The sequence below is a fragment of the Pseudomonas sp. NPDC089406 genome (assembly GCF_044900265.1).
Classification (GTDB): Bacteria; Pseudomonadota; Gammaproteobacteria; order Pseudomonadales; family Pseudomonadaceae; genus Aquipseudomonas; species Aquipseudomonas fakonensis.
In genome coordinates, this window is the sequence record NZ_JBJDNC010000029.1 from 41,021 (window position 1) to 58,266 (window position 17,246).

Here is a 17,246-nt window from a genome sequence, read left to right on the forward strand (position 1 = left end):
TATCACTTTGATATCATGCTTTGCGCCCACAGGCCGATACCGCCCGTATTCAACCGTAATAAAGGAATGCCCGATGCGTTACTTGCAAGGATGCGCAGTGCTGCTGCTGTGCCTGATCTTCACCGGCTGCGCCCACGTTCAACCGCCTGTTGAGCTCGACCAGGAATTCTGGAGCGACAAGGAACAAGTGATCGGCGTGGCCATGACCCCCGTGGTACCGCCGCGGCTGATACTGACCGGCAACCAGGGCCTGCTGGACCTGGCGATCAACACCGGCGTCAACAGCAAGCTCAGCACCCATGTGAGCACCTGGGACCTGACCGACGTCAACACCCTGCCCGATGCCATCATCGCCAAGCTCGAAGCCAAGGGTTACAAGACCAAGCGCATCGAAGAACGCATCGACCTGGCCAAGTACAAGGAAACCAAGTTCAAGGAAGGCTACATGGAGCGTGACATCAGCTCCCTGAAGACCGCCTACGGCATCGACCGACTGTTGCTGGTGGCCATCGACAGCACCGGCGCCACCCGCAGTTACTACAGCGTGGTGCCCACCAGCGCGCCGATCCCGATCGTTAGCGGCCGTGGCATTTTGGTGGACGTGCAGGACAGCCGCCTGCGCTGGTTCAAGCGCTTCGAGGTGACCCAGCCGGCCCAGGGCGAATGGGACCAGCCGACCTACAGCAACCTGTCCAACGCCTTCTACCAGGCTGTGGATAACAGCCGCCAGCTGTTCGTCACCCCCTTCGCGCAATGAAGCGCGGGCTGTTGCTGGCGCTGCTGTTGAGCGGCTGCGCCCAACAGGCACCGCGGCCGGCCGACATTCACGACGCCACGGCACTGCGCTACCTCAACGAGCACGGCGCACGCCTAGAAGTGCAGGTGCCCGCCCAGGGCTGGGTGGATGCCAGCCTGATGATCGACGCCGAAGCCGCCGCCAAGGCGCGTGCCACCAACCAGTCGCTGGCGCGTAATGCCACCAGTGGCGGCGGCGCCATCGGCCTGCTGCTGGCCAGCGCGATCAACACCCAGGTTGGCGAAGCCTCGCTGCAACGCGAAGCCGAACGCGATGCCCGCCAGGCGGCGCAGTCGATGGCCGTGGTGCTGGCCGACCACCCGTACAACGGCAAGCTGCAGCAGTATTACAACGAGGCCGCCGGCAATGCCGGGCTGCGCCCCGGCAGCGGGCCGGTGACCGCGGCGTTGCACATCGCCCCGCAAGTGGTAGTGAGCCCGGACCGCGGCAGCTTCCGGCTGGTCAGCGACGTGCAATTGCAGGATATCGCCGGCAGCCTGCTGTACCGCACGCGCCTGGAAGTGCAGAGCCTGTCGCTGCGCCGCTGCGGCGAGCATTGCATCGACGACGGCGGGCTGGATGCGCAGAAGGTCGATGCGCTGCTGGCAACTTGCATCGAGGAGTCGATGCGGCTGCTGGCGGCCGACCTGAACCAGGGCCCGGCGGCCCAGCGCAGCCAGGAGCAGACCGTGCGCTACCTGCTGGACGGGCGGCGCATGGTGGAACGCGGGCGGTTGTTGCCGCCGTCGGCGCAGTACAACCGCTACCGCAACCTGGACGGGGCGCTGAAGGCGGTGCCGGTGGCGCTGTTCGAGGCGGCGCAGTGAGGGTTGTGCGGGGGTAGCCGTGTTGCGCTGCCTGTGCCGGCCTCATCGCCGGCAAGCCGGCTCCTACAGGGATCGCGTGAGGCTGAAGGTTAGGCGGTCGATGTAGGAGCGGGCTTGCCCCGCGATGGGATGGCACCGGCGGCGCCGGTATCGCGGGCAAGCCCGCTCCCACAGGGATCGCGCCAGCTTTTAGCAATTGAGCAAGACAGTTGCTACGGCAGGGATTACACAAGCTTCAGGCCAGTGCTGCACCTGTAGGAGCCGGCTTGCCGGCGATGAGGCCGGTTCAGGCAGCACAAGACAGTTGCTCCTGCAGCGCGATGCATATTGCGAACCCGTTCGCACGGCGCCAAGGGCTGGGCGTACGTTTATCGATACAAGTCATCCAGCGCTGCATCCAGTCGCTCCAGTTTGCGCGCCTGGTGGAACTGGTAGACCGTCAGGCCCAGCAGCTCCGCCGCCTTGGATTCACTGACAATGCCCTCCCCCAGCGCGCGGTAGACCAGTTGCTGGTACAGCCGCGTAGTCTCTTGCCGGTACGCCGCCCCCGGCTCCTTCTTGCGCCAGCCCTGCTTGACGAACAGCATGAACAGGCGTTCGCGCACGTTGTGCGGGATGATCTCCAGGTCCCCGGCGCGATACAGGCAACCCTGCATGCTGAGGCCGTATTCAGCCTTGAGCAGATACAACTCCTGCACCTCCAGCCGTTGGCGTTTGTGGCCCAGATGCTGGCGCATGGCGCTGGCCGGCGCCAGCAATGCCGAGGCAAAACGGTTACAGGCCTTTTCTTCATCCAGCCCTTCGGCCAGGCGCCCGTGCATCAGCAGGTGGCCCAGCTCATGGGCCAGGGTGAAACGTTGGCGATCCCCCGGCCAGTTGGCCGACACCACAATCACCGGCTGGCCCGCCACGCAGGCCTGTAAACCGTCAAATTTCGCCTGCGCATCGACCTGGGTGATGATTACCAGAATGCCGTGGGTTTCCAGCACGTCGATCAGGTCAGGGATAGGGCTGCAGCCAAGCCCCCACAACTGGCGAAGCTGATCTGCCAGGTTGTCGACGGCCTGCAGCGAAGCCAGCTGCACCGGCAGCCCGGCCGGCACGCTGAATGGCTGTACGGGGTAGCCCGGCCACAGGTTGATCAGCTCTTGCCAACGCTCGGCCTGGTCCAGCACGTCAGCTTCGATGCGCTTGAGGATCGCCTTGGGGGTGCTGCAACGCTTGCGATACTCGACCCCGGCCAGCTCGACCTTGGCAGGGCGGAAGAAATACTCGGCACGCACCGACAGCGCCTTGCACAAACGAACGAGCACGCCAGAACTGGGCATGCTCTGGTCGTGTTCGTACTTCTTGATCATGTTGGCGCTGACGCCCACCTGATCACCTAACGCCTGCATCGACAGGCCAGCAGCAGCGCGGGCACGTTTGAGCCGCTCGCCGATCATTGGCTGCCTCCTTGCTGGTTTATGAAAAAGTAAAATATTTTAAAACTATAAACCTGCCGTGCCGAGCCGTCGAGCCGTCGGCGACGGGCGTGCGGGCAGCCTCAACCCACCCTGCATTGCGCCAACAGCGTGGGAGCGGGCTTGCCCCGCGATACCGGCGCGGCCGGTGCGCTGTTCGCCAACGGCTATGCTTTTGTGACGCTGACCAGCCCCTCAAGGAAGCCGTCCATGAGTGCCAGCACCCTCGCCGAACTCGACGCTGCACTGCCCAAACTGGCCCGCAAGGTTCGCGTCCTCGAAGCCCTGGCCTGGCCGGATGACATCGAACCGGTATTCCTCGCCCAGTGGCGCGCGGGCAAGCCGCAGTTGCCGAAGGTGACCCAGCAACCGCGCGATCACCGCACCGAAATCGCCGCCCTGGAGACCTTCATCGGCCAGTGCGACCAGGGCCACCCAGCCGGGCATTACCTGGCCGCCACCGCGCGCAGCTACGCCACCGCCGGGCGCATGCTCGGGGCCATCGGCACGCCGGCCTTTACCCGCTATTCATCGGCGCTGTACCGGCGCCCGGACTTTCTCTACCCCCGGCAAAACCTGAGCATGCTCGATGCCGCGCGGTTCTTTTTGAAGACCACCGACGCCCTGCTGGGCGGCGGGCAAATACCACCGAGCGAGGCGAACATCCCCGCCGAGGACTTCGCCGCCTGGCTGCAGCCGGAGCTGGACCGCTTTTTCGGCACAGGCCAGGTGAGCATTGCCCTGGACCCGGCCCTGGCAGCCAAGGCGATTGCCGGCAGCAGCCGCATCCGCCTGCGCGCCAGCGCGCTGTTCAGCGAGCTGGACAAGCAACAGTTGCTGCAGCACGAAGCCTTTGTGCATGTGGCCACCGCGCAGAACGGCGCCCGCCAGCCCAACCTCAAGTGCCTGGGCCTGGGCGCGCCGCGCACCACCCAGACCCAGGAAGGCATCGCCACCCTGGCCGAGCTGTTCACCGGCAGCATGGACATCAACCGCCTGCGGCGCATCGCCCTGCGCGTGCTGGCGGTGCAGCAGGCGCTGGATGGCGCCGACTTTATCCAGGTGTTCGAAGGGTTTGTGCAGGCCGGCCAGTCGCAGGAGGAGTCGTTCCGCTCGACCCAGCGGGTGTTCCGCGGCGCCGACCTGCGCGGCGGCTCGGCCTTTACCAAGGACGCGGCCTACCTGACCGGGCTGCTGGGGGTGCATACCCTGCTGCGGGTGGCGGTGCGCGACAACCGCCCGGAGCTGGTGAGCCATTTGTTTGCCGGGCGCCTGAGCCTGTCCGATACCCTGCGCCTGGCGCCGCTGTTCGAAACCGGTTGGCTCAAGGCGCCGACCTATGTGCCGGCCTGGGCCAGTGATATGCGCAGGCTTGCGGCCAACCTTGCGTTTTCGGCGTTTATTTCGCAGATCAAGTTGGACGGGCTTAATTTGCCGTTGTTTATGGCGTTTGCGGATGAGCATGAGGGGGATGCTAGTGCGCGGTGAGGGTTGAGCCATGCTGGCTACCGGGCCAATGGACTCACTGCCGGCTCACCGACGTGGGAGCGGGCTTGCCCCGCGATGGGCCGCAAAGCGGCCCCCGCCACACAGGCTTTTCAGCTCATTCCTCCTTCACCGTTCCGAGTTTGCCAATCTGCTCACCGGCCAAGCGGCTGATGGTGCGGATCGCCTGATGGATGCCCGCCGTGTTGCGGAAACTCAGGTGCGGGTTGTGTTCGCATTCCAGTAGCTCGTCGTGCTGCACCAGCGCCTCGCCGAGCAGTTCGAGGGTCCAGACATGGCTCTGGATCAGGGACAGGCGGTCTTGGTCAGTCATGACGGGCCTCCTGGTTGGCGCGGGTGGCCAGGGAGTGGCTGTCGATCAGGTAGAAGCGATGGGGTTTGCGCGCCGCAGGGGATGGGCGGCGGAGAGCGGATGCGAGGATCCGGCTCAGGATGCGAGTAAGCATGCATGAGACTCCAAGTTTTGAGATTGGAGCTACCACGATCCTTCCTACGGGATTGGGTGGCAGCTGTGCATGGGGTAGGAATACCGAGAAACTTGGAACCCGGCCAGGCCGAAGCCTGCCCACACACAGCCGCCATGACACGCCGCAGCACGCGAAAAACGCGAGCCAAGAGTGATTGGGGACGCCTAGTGCGAGCGCCAAGTTTACCAGCAGGTTCCTACACCTGGTCGCGGGTATTGCTGCGACCGGCTGAATTTGTCCCTGGGTAGATTCGCCATGCGGCAGTTGAGCAGGGTAGAAATTTCCCGGTTTTTTGAAGGAAAAAACTTACCTAGCTGACTCTGCGATACACGCTACTGCAGTACCGCATTAGATGCCGAGACCCGCACCGCTAGATATGAGCCGGGTGCACCTGCAATGCGATGACCGGTGCATGCCCGAATGCCAGTAGGTGCATAGCTGTTGCTGGAGATATATGAATCGTCATCAAGAGGGGGCTGTCGGAACCGTTCATTCAGGGATCGCATTTCCCTCTCGCAACAGCTTGGAAGCGCCCCTGTTCAATGAAGTAAATAGTTACAAACTCACAGGACTTTGTATCTGTGCGGACTGTAGCCGAGGTGCGCAAGAAGTTGCGCAATCACTCTCTGCTACGGTCCCCCCGAAAGGTGCCCGTAGAGCAGCTCGGATGGGCAGCGGCCATCGCCCGCGGCGCGATGTTGATCCTGACCCGGGGGCGTGGCCCGCGCGCCCCTATCCCCGCCCCCGCACCGGTCTACTGAAGTGGAGAACATTACATGAAGCAGGAATTCCACCTGGCCGAAGCGCTGGCCAAGCATCCCCAGTCGCTGGAAGTACCCGGCAACCTGCTGATGAAAGGCGGCCCCGAAGACTACATCGGAGCCGTGCTGTGCCTGCGCGGTACGCTCTATTTCAAAGAGGCGCATACCGCTCTGGTGAGAGAAGCGTTATGTCAGTGCTTCGACGACTTCAAAGAATTGGCCGCCCCCTCTCTTACGTGGCTATGGCGAGAAGAGCCCCCGCAAGGAAAACCGTTGACGGCTTATGCTGAAGCCCGTCCCTTGCGCGAGATGATGCAGGCAATGGATGAAGACGATCACCTGAGTTTCTGTTACACCAGCGGCAAACAATCACGTGACGCCAGTGGTTGGCTGTTTGATATTTATGGCAAGCGAGGCTGGCAGGCCAAAAAAGGGCGTGGGCTCAGCGTGCTGGAGTTTTCAGTACCTCTGCTTTACCAGGAGCAGAACCCTCTGAATTTCTTGCGCCTGTTCTTGAACTTCTCACGTCGACTTGCCGCAGAGCAAGGCTACGCCGGGCACGCATTCAACCTTTCACCTACCAGCCGAGACAGTAACGAACCTACCGAGGCCTTCATGGCCGCGCGGATGCCGAGCCTGGATGCAGGAACGGCTGCCCTTTTGGCCAACATTCCAGAGTTCAAACCTACCAGAATCAAGACTGTCAGCTGGCTGACCGTACTCGACCAGGCACGCGTGGAGCAGGCCGGCGGTCTCGCGATGTTGCGCACGCAACTTCCGGCCAGTCACTTTGCCTTCTACGACTACGGTGCCGGTGTGGTGATTCAGGCCGGCGCTTACCCATCAGGAGGAGATGGCGATGATCCTAAGCCGGCAGCCTACGTGCTTTTGAATCATGTGCTCAAAGGCATCCGCTACGAAACAGTCGGTTCACTACACGGCGGCTCTCATGACGGTGAGCTGCGGCTCGTGGGCTGGTCGGCTGACCAATGGCTCAAGCGCTTGGATGTGAATGACGATGATCTACCGGCTTGGCGCACCAGGCTTCTCGACAACGAACCCAAACTGGACGCTGCCAATACCCTGCCTGAACGCATATAAACCGCTCGGGATTGCGCCGTCGTCATCTGCACGCGAGGAAAGCTAGAGCCCGCTCGAACCTTTCAATGTGTATCGAGTGGTTTTCTGCAGGTGTTCTACCTGTCGCCGTGTGGAAAGCACTGTAAGCCCTGCGATGGGCCGCAAAGCGGCCCTCGCCTCACAGGTGGTTCAGCTCAATCCCTTTTTACCGTTTCCAACTTACCGATCTGCTCACCGGCCAAACGGCTGATGGTGCGGATCGCCTGGTGGATGCCCGACGTGTTGCGGAAACTCAGGTGCGGGTTGTGTTCGCATTCCAGTAGCTCGTCGTGTTGCACCAGCGCCTCGCCGAGCAGTTCTAGGGTCCAGACATGGCTCTGGATCAGGGACAGGCGTTCCTGGTCAGTCATGAAGGGCCTCCTGGTTGGCGCGGGTGGCCAGGGAGTGGCTGTCGATCAGGTAGAAGCGATGGGGTTTGCGCGCCGCGGGGGATGGGCGGCGGAGAGCGGATGCGAGGATCCGGCTCAGGATGCGAGTAAGCATGCATGAGACTCCAAGTTGGGTTGGAACCACCACGCACTGTCGCCAAACAATGGGTGGCAGCTGTACGCAGGTTGGCGAACCGGGAACTTGGAACCCGGCAGGCCCGAAGGCCTCCCGCGCACAGCCGCCATGGCACGAGGCTGCAGACGCAAAAAAAGCGCCTGCAATCGTGTGGGGCGCTGCTGCGCCAAGTTTATCCAGGTCGCCAAACCCGGTCGCGGAATTTGCCGCGACGGAGGGAATTTATGCTTCGGGGGCGGGTTGTGCAAGGGTTGGGAGGTGGGGAGAAGGTGCTAAATGTTGCCGGAATTGGACAACGGGCTGAGGTGTGGTCGCTGGGATAAGTGACTCTGCACGACAACCGGGACGAGGATCTCGGGGGGCCGAAAATTATCTGCATAAAAATGTGCAGAAGCGGCGACATTTTGAACTGAACAAAGTGGCGAAAACCCCGGCTTAATTAGCTTCCGGAGGGGCGACTTGTGCGCAGAAAAATGTGCAAAAATTCCCGAAACTGCGAAGGGACTCTGTGAGAGGAAAACTCGTTAACGGCTGTGAGGACCAAGCCCCATCACCCAGACTTTCGATTGAACCCCGCGATGGGCCGCAAAGCGGCCCTCGCCTCACAGGTGGTTCAGCTCAATCCCCCTTCACCTTTTCCAGCTTGCCGATCTGCTCACCGGCCAAGCGGCTGATGGTGCGGATCGCCTGATGGATGCCCGCCGTGTTGCGAAAACTCAGGTGCGGGTTGTGTTCGCATTCCAGTAGCTCGTCGTGTTGCACCAGTGCTTCGCCAAGCAGTTCGAGGGTCCAGACATGGCTCTGGATCAGGGACAAGCGGTCTTGGTCAGTCATGACGGGCCTCCTGGTTGGCGCGGATGGCCAGGGCGTGGCTGTCGATCAGGTAGAAACGATGGGGTTTGCGGGCCGCGGGGGATGGGCGGCGGAGAGCGGATGCGAGGATCCTGTACCGATTTGCGATGAGCATGCATGAGGTCCTTTTCGGTTTAAGCACCACACCCATCGTCGCCAAACGATTAGGGTGGCAGCTGTACGCAGGTTGGCGAACCGAGGAAAAGGAACCCGGCAGACCCGAAGGTCTCCCACGCACAGCCGCCATTACACGAAACTGCGGACGCAAAAAAAGCGCCTGCAATCGTGGTCGGGGCGCCGTTGCGCCTTTTACGTTCGGGTCGCCAAACCCGGTCGCGGAATTGGCCGCGACGGAGGGGAATTTATGCCTTGGTGGGGAGATATGCAAGCTTCTGGAGGCGGGGAAAAGTCGCTAGGTGTTGCGGGATTTGGACAACAGGCTGAGGTGTGGATGGCAGGGCCTGATCTCAGGATCATGGCTGGGCAGCAGAATTATTATCTATAAAATTTTTAGATTTCGCCCAGAAAACATTGGGCGAAGCCCAATTTGCGAAAATTTATTATCTGAAAAAACGCGCATTACTAAGTGGAAAGCGGCAGGTGCATAAGCGGGCTAGCAAGACGCTTCTGACGGCGGATACCCGAAAGCCCGAAAGAAAAAGCCCGGCAATGTGCCGGGCTCCAAAATACGTTTTGCTTAAGCGCATTTCTGTTGGGCTTCAACCATGATTTCGTTTCGACGTTTGGTAGCTTCGGTCAGCACGGTACTGTAAACGCGCTTTTTTCTCGGCAGACTTCGCATTGCGAATGAACTCAGCGAAGGGACTCTTGACCTTCTCAGAGCGTGGCTTGAACGGGATCATGGGTAGCTCCTTGACCATTACGCATCCAAGCGCAGCAACCAATTACTCACGGGCGAAGTGCTCGGGGCTGAGGTATTCAATCGTGTTGACACCAACCTTGTACAGGCAACCTGAAGTGCCGATGTACTGCGCATACTAGAAAATCTGAGACGTATCGAAGGCTAGGAGCCTACCTGAAAAACAAAACCGCCATAGAGGGCGGTTTCATTGGGGTTTCCGGAAGTCATCGGGCCTTGCCGGAAAATGTAATGGTGCGGAGACAGGAGTCGAATCAGGCACCCATAGACCCCGTATTTATTGACCTTAAGCCTCTATATTCCCAAACCGTATACCTAACCATATACCTAAAACCCAATTCACCCTCCCCCTGTCTCGGCGGCATCGCTAGACACAACCCGCCAAGCAGCAACACTGCCCGCCTGTCTACCGACCGCTTAGCGGGCCAGCCGGCTAACTGATGAGATGCAGCCGCGCCCCGGCAACAAGCGGCACGTCAAGCTTTCGGGATCGTTTGGGCCTCAGCTGAATGAAACAGAAGACGGACATCCCAGGGAAAACCTCAGCTGTAGGGAAACCGCGAGTCCCCGTACCCGTGTAGGGGGGGTATGGGGAGGCCTCAAAACGGCAAATGCACGACGCCCCACCCTGGTATCTAGTCAGTGAGGGGGCGCAACGATGAGCTACAGACTTCATGGTCCCTAACCCGGCAAAGCGGCCAGTTCGGGAAGTCTAGGGGGTTGCCTCGCTGCTTGCTTCAGCCCTTTTCGGGGCGTGGGGAGTGTGACCATTAAGAACTGGTGTTCTTGGTGTTTCAAAAGCGCTGGAAGCCAGCAAACAAGGGACCTATAGCTAGGGAACACCATTGAGAAATATGTGGAACACTAAGGCTCAGTAACACAAAAGGTGTTCCGTATCTGCAAGACTCGAGTGGAGCAATCTAGATGGGGCTTGAGGTAGATCCGGGGCATGCCAGAGTGGTACACCACGACGGTGCAAAGCCCGATGAGCGGGTGAAGGGCTGGAATCTTTACCCCTAGGAAAAAAGTGAAAAAACGGCCTTAGACCATAGATTTTCCTGATGGTTCAGCGCGTCTTCTCAGGAGGCATTGCATTTATTTTTTGGCGTATGTAGATTAGCGTTGCGTAAGCGTACCGCTTATGTGCTGCAATCGATTGCTTATAGATCCTGGGTTTTGCTCGTATGAGCGTCTGAAGTTTCTGACTTTGGACTTGTCCGGAGGCTCGCACCTCCGATCCCCTCCGAGAAACGTGGAGGAGACAGGGACGGTAGGTTTGGCCATGTGAAGGATGGCAGCTGCCAGCGATCTGATCGATGAATGCATCATCCTTCACTGCACCCTTGAGTATGGGTTGGTCAAACCTATTTTTAATAGGATTTAAAAATGGCGCTACTCAATCCTAGAAAAGTTTCAACGGGCTCGATTTCAAGTATTGAAAATCTTTGTAGTGCACTTTCTGTATCGCTCGACGAAATTCACGCGACACTGTCTCTTCCTGATGAGGAAAAATACGCAGTTTCCCAAGTATTCAAGAGCGATGGCAGCGTTCGACTGGTCCACAATCCGCATTTCTTGCTCAGGAAAATTCAGCGAAGAATAAACAAGCGTATATTTTCCAGGCTCAGCGTTATTGAGTGGCCAGACCATCTTTTTGGCTCCGTACCAAATCAACGAGAGCAAGATACTAAACGTCTGATTAACAAAGACTATGTGTCGTGTGCCGCCAAACACTGTGGCGCGAAGAGCTTATTGAAAGTTGATGTCAAAGATTTCTTTGACAACATCCACAAAGACTTAGTGCTTGATATATTTAGCAATTTCATGAAATTTGACAGAGAAGTCTCTGAATTGCTTGCAGAGATTTGCTGTTTTAGGTCTCATGTAATCCAGGGAGCCCTAACCTCAAGCTATCTGGCCAGTTTGTGCCTCCATGATATTGAGGGCGCCGTGGTTCATAGATTGTCGCGGAAAAGTCTTGTATATACGCGCTTAGTAGATGACATAACGGTTTCATCAAAGGTATCAAACTACGATTTTAGTTATGCTCTGGACATTATTAGGGCGATGCTTACTAGTAAGGACCTCCCGCTTAACGTTGTTAAAACTCGATCTATTTATGTTTCCAGCGAGCCTTTGACTGTCCATGGTCTAAGGGTCGCATTTCCTCAGCCTCGCCTTCCATCTGGAGAGATCGCTAGGATCAGGGCAGCCGTAAAAAATATAGAAAATTTAGCATCAGAGCGCGGCTATAGAACAACTCACGCTTACCGACACGATTTCAATCGCTGTATGGGGCGAGTAAACAAATTAGTCAGGGTGGGTCATGATCGATACGACTCGCTGCTCGCACGACTTAAGAAAATATTTCCTTTGCCTTCAAAAAAGGATATCGAGCGTGCGCGTGCAATGCTGGACCGCCTGGCTCGTGACTGTGCTACTAAACGTAGCACCTATTGGTATGCAAAGCGATACTATAAGCTTCAAGAAAGATTAATTATCCTAAAACGTTCATTTCCAGCTGTCACAAAAGAAATCAGAAAGTCGTTAAAGGGTTTGAAGCCTGATTATGAATAAAAAACTTGGCGAAATTTGGCGCGATTACCCATATCTAAACTACCTTGTCGTCGGACTATTATTGGTCGCCGCAACAGGCATAATACTGAGCACTATAACTATAATCATCACCGGCATTGACGGCGAGTTCGCCAGGCCTCCTTGCTTTAACAACGGATGCATTAAGAAGTTTTTAGAAATATATGACCAATCCTTTTTGATACTCATAGCAACTCTCAATTTACTTGTAGGGCTTGCGACGATTGGGGGGATAATAGTTGCGCTCATGAGTTTTCTAAATAGTGCGAACGCCACAGCACTATCAAACCACATCTCACATTTTTCTATATTTCAAAACTACATAGCATTAGAGATCTCCAAGCGCAACCGTATATCTCCTTCATCTGTAGATACATTTGTTTGGTATAATTTAATTTTCTCTGATTCGCGAAATGGGAAAACTTCAATTTCTGATGATTACTGCACCATCATCTCAGCTTTAAATAGTGAAATACTTTTTTCTAATGAACAAGCAAGAACTGCGCTTCAAGGCTCATTTCGATACATGCCACATCAGAAAAGAATCATCGATGCTCTAGGCTGTATGGGGGTCGCGCTAGGCCATCAGCCTAGAAATGAATTTTACGAGATTGAAGATCAAGTTTTTTCTTTGATATCTAGCCTAAATAAATCTTTTTGTTTCTCGGACAAAGTACCTGAGTTAGTGAAGAGGCAATACGTTTAATTTATCGAAATGCAGTATGTAATCTTTCCCGCTTCCATGGCAATTTCAGCTGGATTTCCACGTTCGCTATGCCTCAGAGAAAACATTTCAATATGTCCGCTGCTGGGGGTACCGGGTAATCTCGAATGACTGATATTGGCTGTTAGCGTCCCTCCGCCAAGGGCCGCTCTGGGTCGCCCCACGGTGATCGTCCGTAAATCCATAGCGGCCCTTGGCGGAGGATAGCAAACGGCCAAAATCAGATATTCAATCCATCAGCAAAACTAGAGAACTCAATTAACCTTCATCCAACTTCAGCTCAAATGCTATAGGAGCACTTCTTAGCAACTGACCTGGCCCTGGACCAAAGCGTCTGGGTACTGTCTCTTGCTCCAATGATGTCGCCCAAATATTGCAAACTTTGGCAGAATCAAGTTGCTGGCTGTTTTCGGCAATCGTGACAAATCTTTTGATCAATGCTGCGATTATTGCATACGAAAGTGATATGACGTGCGGAAGCACTCTAAAACCGGTCTCAGAAAATCCATCATAGGCAATTTTGTTATCTCTACCCAACAGGTAGCTTTTGGTTATCGCACTATATGTCCGATGTGTATACTTGCTGAGATCGCTATAAAGATCGCTTAAGTTTTTGGCTTTATCTTGGCACTCAAATTTTCTTATGAATTCTCTAAAAACCCTATGCGGAATGACTTCGCTATTATACCACCTAGCAAGATCTTTCCTTGCCCCATCACCAGCCAAATAAAAGTAGGCCGAAATATCCATTGTTTCAACCGCATCACGGAATAAGCGCGAGGCAATTCGATGCCTCTTTTCCTCTGTTAATTTCAAGGCATCTATTAGCGCCTCCAAGGCATCTATCTGTATTAGCCAGATCGCTTTGTCGAGAGTTCGTTCATCTCGATCAAAGTACATATCCTTTTCTGCATAGTGAAGCTTTATTGACGATAGAACCTTATAAGCTTCTCGATGAAATTGCTCTTGCCCCTCATACTCATACGGCTCATTCCACGCTTCTTCTGTGTCTCTGTCCCATACAAAACTTGGCATAAGTCTCGCCCATAAATTCAACTGTCATTGATACATCATGTCGCAATTTCCATTGTGATGGCGTGCCGCATAATGTTCTTGTCGATATCTTAGGTGTCACCAGCTCCCGGCCTCGGTAGAAAAACTCGTATACCCTAGACGAAAATTCATCCAAAGCTGCCACGACATACCACCCTGCTATAGCGTCTGCAGCGGACTACTCCAAGGTATTCCGCACAGCGGTGTGGTACATAATGAAGTTAGTCCGGATCACTAGCAGTCGGCAAGAAAAAGCCGTTGATAGCGTAGACCGCATGGCGAAATTGGAATGACGGCTGTTAGATAGAGGTTGGTCAGATGTTGAGGCGGACATGTGAGTACCGCGAGGCTGCGGGTTTGTAGCTGCTTGGCGTTGAACTAGGTGAGGGAGCGCTTTTGGCCAGTTGCTGCCGTTCGCGAGGGCCGCTTTCGACCCGCTGGTACGGTAAGTGCTTCCTAATCCTTTCCGTTGTGAAGCGATTGAGACAGCTCATGCCTTCAAATCAGGTAAAGAGCGGTCATAACGCTCTTACCGGCAAGGCCTGTTGAAGCAATGTACGACCGGAGCCCCTACCATGCCCTCAACCGCGTCTCGTGCACAGCTACGTCGCAAGCAGCATGTGCTACTGTCATATTCCGCTCGACGGCGGCTTAGATCACCTTGTACGAAGGGTGATACTGCTGCGGGGTATGGGCTCCAGTTTTGGGCAGAGCTATCATTTAATTGCTGGCGAGGAATAAAGTGACAAAGCTATTTGTGGATACGAATATATATCTCGATTTCTATCGGGATGCGCAAGATAGATTATCTTTGTTTGAGGAGCTAAAAACACTGAAAAACAACCTCATAATTTCAGAGCAAGGGTATAGAGAGTTTCAGAGAAATCGGACATCACAGCTAATTAATCTTGCCGCGGCGATCAAGAGAACCTCATCAACCTCCATATTTACCACGGCAGTGGTGCGGGACATGGTTGAGCATAAGGAAGCAACCCGTCTACAGTCAGAGGTTCGTAGGCTCGGAAAAAAATTGATGAGCAAGATTGATGCAATGCTTGAACCGAAGCCGGGAGACGATCCTGTGCTTGATGCGTACGAAAATCTAACTAAAAAATGCACTTTCATGGCAACGAAAAACGAACTTATTGCCAAGGCTAAAATACGAAAGATTTTAGGAAACCCACCAATTTCACCTGATAGACACTCGGTTGGCGACGAGCTACTGTGGGAAGAGTTGCTTGAATTCTGCGATGAGAATTTGATAATCGTATCAAAAGATAGGGCTTTCACAGAAAACAAGAAGGTTCTTAGAGATGAATTTGCTTCTATCAATCCTGGGAAAAACCTGACAATCGTAGAGTCGGTGAGTAAAGCGCTTAAATTATTAGGCGCAGCTTCAGACCGCTTAGAAGCGACAGAGGCTGAAATAGATTTCAATACCAAGAAATCTTTATCAATAATGGCCAACTCCATAATGGAAATTGCAATCAGAAAGTCATCCCCAATAATTTCAAGGATCGAAGATGATTTTTTATCTTTGAAAATCAAAAACGTAACTTTGGGCCAAAGAGGTCCTGACGAACATCACCTTGCTGATGCAATAGATGAGCTCATAAAGATGAAACTAATCGCAGACATTGGCAGTGGTATTTATGAGCTGACCGAAGAAGGTCAAGCCTATGAGCCGTTTGACTGAGCCATGTCTATTAAAAACATTATCATAATGAATAAGCTGGCCTTTTCTAGGGTGTTGCGATTTTCGCGGAATTAAGTCTTTCATCTACGACTCGTTACATTGATTGCCCGCTCTAAGGGGTTAGGCTTTGTACGAAAACCTTTGAAACTCCGTGGCTCAGATTTCCGTAGAGTTCTCGCCTTTTAGGCGAAGGACTCTGCTATGCCCAAGAGATACGAACTTTCTGACGAACACTGGGATATAGTCGCCGACCTCTTTGCCACAAATCAGCGTACCGGACGTCCAAGAGTTGACGATCGCTTGATGCTCAACGGCGTGTTGTGGGTGCTGTGCTCCGGCGCAGCCTGCCGGGATATGCCTGAGCGATTAGGCCCTTGGTCGACGGTTTATCAACGATTTCGAGACTGGCGAAATCAGGGCACCTTCGGTCAAATGCTCAAACGCCTACATGTCAAACTCAACGCTGAAGGCCTGATTGATCTAGACACTTGGTGTATTGACTCAACGGCAGTGAAAGCAACCCGGGCCTCATCTGGAGCAGGCAAAAAAGGGGGGCAGAAGAACCAGCGGACCACGCGCTCGGTAGAAGTCGGGGCGGACTAACTACGAAAATTCATATGGTTTGCGATGCCCGGGGTGTGCCCTTGCACTTCACCCTTTCCGGCGGGCAAGCCAGTGACATTTCCCATGCCCAGCCTTTGCTCGATGGCGTTTGCTTCCCAACCAAAGGAGGCCGGCCGCGCAAGCGATGTCGCAAATTGCTGGCCGACAAAGGCTACGACTCAGATGCTTTGCGCCGGTATTGCGACCGCTATCACATGCAGCCAGTGATTCCTTTCCGAGCCATGAAACGCAAGCCGACGCCAGGTTTGCCGCGCCTGCTCGACAGACCAAAGTACAAAGAGCGAAACGTTATCGAGCGGCTATTTGGGTGGCCGAAGGAACACCGCCGCTTGGGAACCCGCTACTGCAAGCTCGCCCAAAGCTACTCCGCAATGGTCACGCTGGCTTGCTGGCGGCGGTGTCTGCGACATTATTTTTCGTACAAAGCCTAAAAGGCGAGAACTCTACGAAAAATCAGGGCTCCAGCGTTTCTCACGGAGTTTCAAAGGTTTTCGTACAAAGCCTAAGGCTAACAATCGTGATGTGTCCGCGCAATCACCGCCTGCCCCATAGCGTAGGGCTCAGTATGTAGAAAATACTTCAGAAAGTCGTTGTTCAGGGATGACTTGCGTAGCTGCACATCAGCTGGGAGATGATGGGTTGCTGAACATACGAGACCATCGCGCTCAGTAGCACCATCCCGATCACGGTAGATAGCCAAGCACGAACACCACCAAAGTCATGAAGCAGGCGATGCATTTTAACCACACAAAGGCCGACGAAACACGCGTAGCCAGCCAAAACTATCCATTCTGAGGCCGTTGCCATTTGACTGTGTAGGATCGCCGAGGTGACAGCCTGATCGTAATGGGCGGAGTCACAGCTCTGTGCCATGGCCTTCAAACGTGCTCCGAGTGCTGGCATCTCAAAAATCTTGAGTAACACCAACCAACCAGCGAGATAGAAAAAGGTGTTTACGCTGACCAAGAGTTCACGCCCACTCCCCAAGACTCGTGCGGCCAATCCGAAACACACTCCATAGCAAGCCACAAGCAACCAATTCGCCAAAGTCATCACGCAGGCAAACTCAACGCTTGGTGTAATGCCCGCCAAGCGAGACGCTGGCAAACCCAGCACACCCAGTCCGATCGAAACGAGTATGCCAAACAACCAAGCCCGCGAACAGATTCCCTTACGCCCCTTCATCTCATCAAAAAACTCTGAATTTGATTGAATTAGAGTTCGCGCATCGGAGACCGATGCACACACGGTAGGCCACATCTTTTCCAGAAAGAATCCCGCTATTTTTTCCAAGTCGCTTTCTCTTTAAGTCTAGGGTTGCAGAATAAAAATTCGAAACCAAAAGCACAGCGGGTCAC

At 55.0% G+C, this 17,246-nt stretch carries 17 protein-coding genes; 8 read left to right on the plus strand and 9 right to left on the minus strand.

Going from position 1 to position 17,246, the window contains the following annotated elements:
* Positions 1-73: 73 nt before the first annotated feature.
* Together ACI2KK_RS19885 and ACI2KK_RS19890 are read left to right on the plus strand one after the other, a co-directional pair.
* Entirely contained in the window at positions 74-757 is a 684-nt protein-coding gene (locus ACI2KK_RS19885; protein WP_404670238.1) for a hypothetical protein, read from the plus strand.
* 11 nt (positions 758-768) lie between these two features.
* Positions 769-1,623, plus strand: a complete 855-nt coding sequence (locus ACI2KK_RS19890; RefSeq protein ID WP_404670239.1) for a hypothetical protein — start codon at positions 769-771, stop codon at positions 1,621-1,623.
* A gap of 368 nt (positions 1,624-1,991) precedes the next feature.
* Here the strand turns inward: ACI2KK_RS19890 and ACI2KK_RS19895 are convergent, their stop codons facing one another.
* Positions 1,992-3,068, minus strand: a complete 1,077-nt coding sequence (locus tag ACI2KK_RS19895; RefSeq protein ID WP_404670240.1) for a helix-turn-helix domain-containing protein — start codon at positions 3,066-3,068, stop codon at positions 1,992-1,994.
* Positions 3,069-3,296: 228 nt separating this feature from the next.
* Between ACI2KK_RS19895 and ACI2KK_RS19900 the strand changes: the two genes are divergently transcribed.
* Complete coding sequence (locus ACI2KK_RS19900) at positions 3,297-4,574, plus strand: flavohemoglobin expression-modulating QEGLA motif protein (protein ID WP_404670241.1); 1,278 nt, start codon at positions 3,297-3,299, stop codon at positions 4,572-4,574.
* Positions 4,575-4,689: 115 nt separating this feature from the next.
* On the opposite strand, the gene ACI2KK_RS19905 is transcribed toward ACI2KK_RS19900, so the two are convergent.
* Together ACI2KK_RS19905 and ACI2KK_RS19910 are read right to left on the minus strand one after the other, a co-directional pair.
* Positions 4,690-4,905, minus strand: coding sequence for a hypothetical protein (locus ACI2KK_RS19905; protein ID WP_404670242.1), 216 nt, complete (start codon positions 4,903-4,905; stop codon positions 4,690-4,692).
* Positions 4,898-5,038, minus strand: coding sequence for a hypothetical protein (locus ACI2KK_RS19910; protein WP_404670243.1), 141 nt, complete (start codon positions 5,036-5,038; stop codon positions 4,898-4,900). Before ACI2KK_RS19910 ends, ACI2KK_RS19905 begins: the two co-directional genes overlap by 8 nt.
* Positions 5,039-5,835: 797 nt before the next feature.
* Here ACI2KK_RS19910 and ACI2KK_RS19915 point away from each other — a divergent pair.
* Complete coding sequence (locus ACI2KK_RS19915; RefSeq protein WP_404670244.1) at positions 5,836-6,921, plus strand: DUF3396 domain-containing protein; 1,086 nt, start codon at positions 5,836-5,838, stop codon at positions 6,919-6,921.
* Positions 6,922-7,094: 173 nt separating this feature from the next.
* Here ACI2KK_RS19915 and ACI2KK_RS19920 read toward each other — a convergent pair whose 3' ends face one another.
* The 4 genes from ACI2KK_RS19920 to ACI2KK_RS19935 form a co-directional block, all read right to left on the minus strand.
* A complete protein-coding gene (locus ACI2KK_RS19920) occupies positions 7,095-7,310 on the minus strand; it encodes a hypothetical protein (protein WP_404670245.1) in 216 nt (71 codons plus the stop codon).
* The gene (locus tag ACI2KK_RS19925) at positions 7,303-7,443 is read right to left on the minus strand and encodes a hypothetical protein (RefSeq protein WP_404670246.1); all 141 of its coding nucleotides are present in this window, start codon (positions 7,441-7,443) and stop codon (positions 7,303-7,305) included. The genes ACI2KK_RS19920 and ACI2KK_RS19925 overlap by 8 nt, the downstream gene beginning before the upstream one ends.
* A 639-nt stretch (positions 7,444-8,082) precedes the next feature.
* Positions 8,083-8,298, minus strand: a complete 216-nt coding sequence (locus ACI2KK_RS19930; protein ID WP_404670247.1) for a hypothetical protein — start codon at positions 8,296-8,298, stop codon at positions 8,083-8,085.
* A 737-nt stretch (positions 8,299-9,035) separates the two neighbouring features.
* The gene (locus tag ACI2KK_RS19935) at positions 9,036-9,179 is read right to left on the minus strand and encodes a hypothetical protein (protein WP_404670248.1); all 144 of its coding nucleotides are present in this window, start codon (positions 9,177-9,179) and stop codon (positions 9,036-9,038) included.
* Positions 9,180-10,582: 1,403 nt separating this feature from the next.
* On the opposite strand from ACI2KK_RS19935, the gene ACI2KK_RS19940 reads away from it, so the two are divergent.
* Complete coding sequence (locus ACI2KK_RS19940; RefSeq protein WP_404670249.1) at positions 10,583-11,773, plus strand: reverse transcriptase family protein; 1,191 nt, start codon at positions 10,583-10,585, stop codon at positions 11,771-11,773.
* Complete coding sequence (locus tag ACI2KK_RS19945) at positions 11,766-12,497, plus strand: retron Ec48 family effector membrane protein (RefSeq protein ID WP_404670250.1); 732 nt, start codon at positions 11,766-11,768, stop codon at positions 12,495-12,497. Before ACI2KK_RS19940 ends, ACI2KK_RS19945 begins: the two co-directional genes overlap by 8 nt.
* 276 nt (positions 12,498-12,773) lie before the next feature.
* Here the strand turns inward: ACI2KK_RS19945 and ACI2KK_RS19950 are convergent, their stop codons facing one another.
* A complete protein-coding gene (locus tag ACI2KK_RS19950; protein ID WP_404670251.1) occupies positions 12,774-13,550 on the minus strand; it encodes a hypothetical protein in 777 nt (258 codons plus the stop codon).
* A gap of 760 nt (positions 13,551-14,310) precedes the next feature.
* On the opposite strand from ACI2KK_RS19950, the gene ACI2KK_RS19955 reads away from it, so the two are divergent.
* A complete protein-coding gene (locus ACI2KK_RS19955) occupies positions 14,311-15,264 on the plus strand; it encodes a PIN domain-containing protein (RefSeq protein ID WP_404670252.1) in 954 nt (317 codons plus the stop codon).
* Positions 15,265-15,465: 201 nt separating this feature from the next.
* Positions 15,466-16,319, plus strand: a protein-coding gene (locus ACI2KK_RS19960) for an IS5 family transposase (protein ID WP_404670253.1) whose coding sequence is annotated in 2 segments (ribosomal slippage) — positions 15,466-15,807 and positions 15,810-16,319 — 852 coding nt in all. Because the reading frame shifts where the segments join, the coding sequence is not laid out codon by codon here.
* Between the two features lie 163 nt (positions 16,320-16,482).
* On the opposite strand, the gene ACI2KK_RS19965 is transcribed toward ACI2KK_RS19960, so the two are convergent.
* Entirely contained in the window at positions 16,483-17,181 is a 699-nt protein-coding gene (locus tag ACI2KK_RS19965) for a hypothetical protein (protein WP_404670254.1), read from the minus strand.
* Between the last annotated feature and the right edge of the window lie 65 nt (positions 17,182-17,246).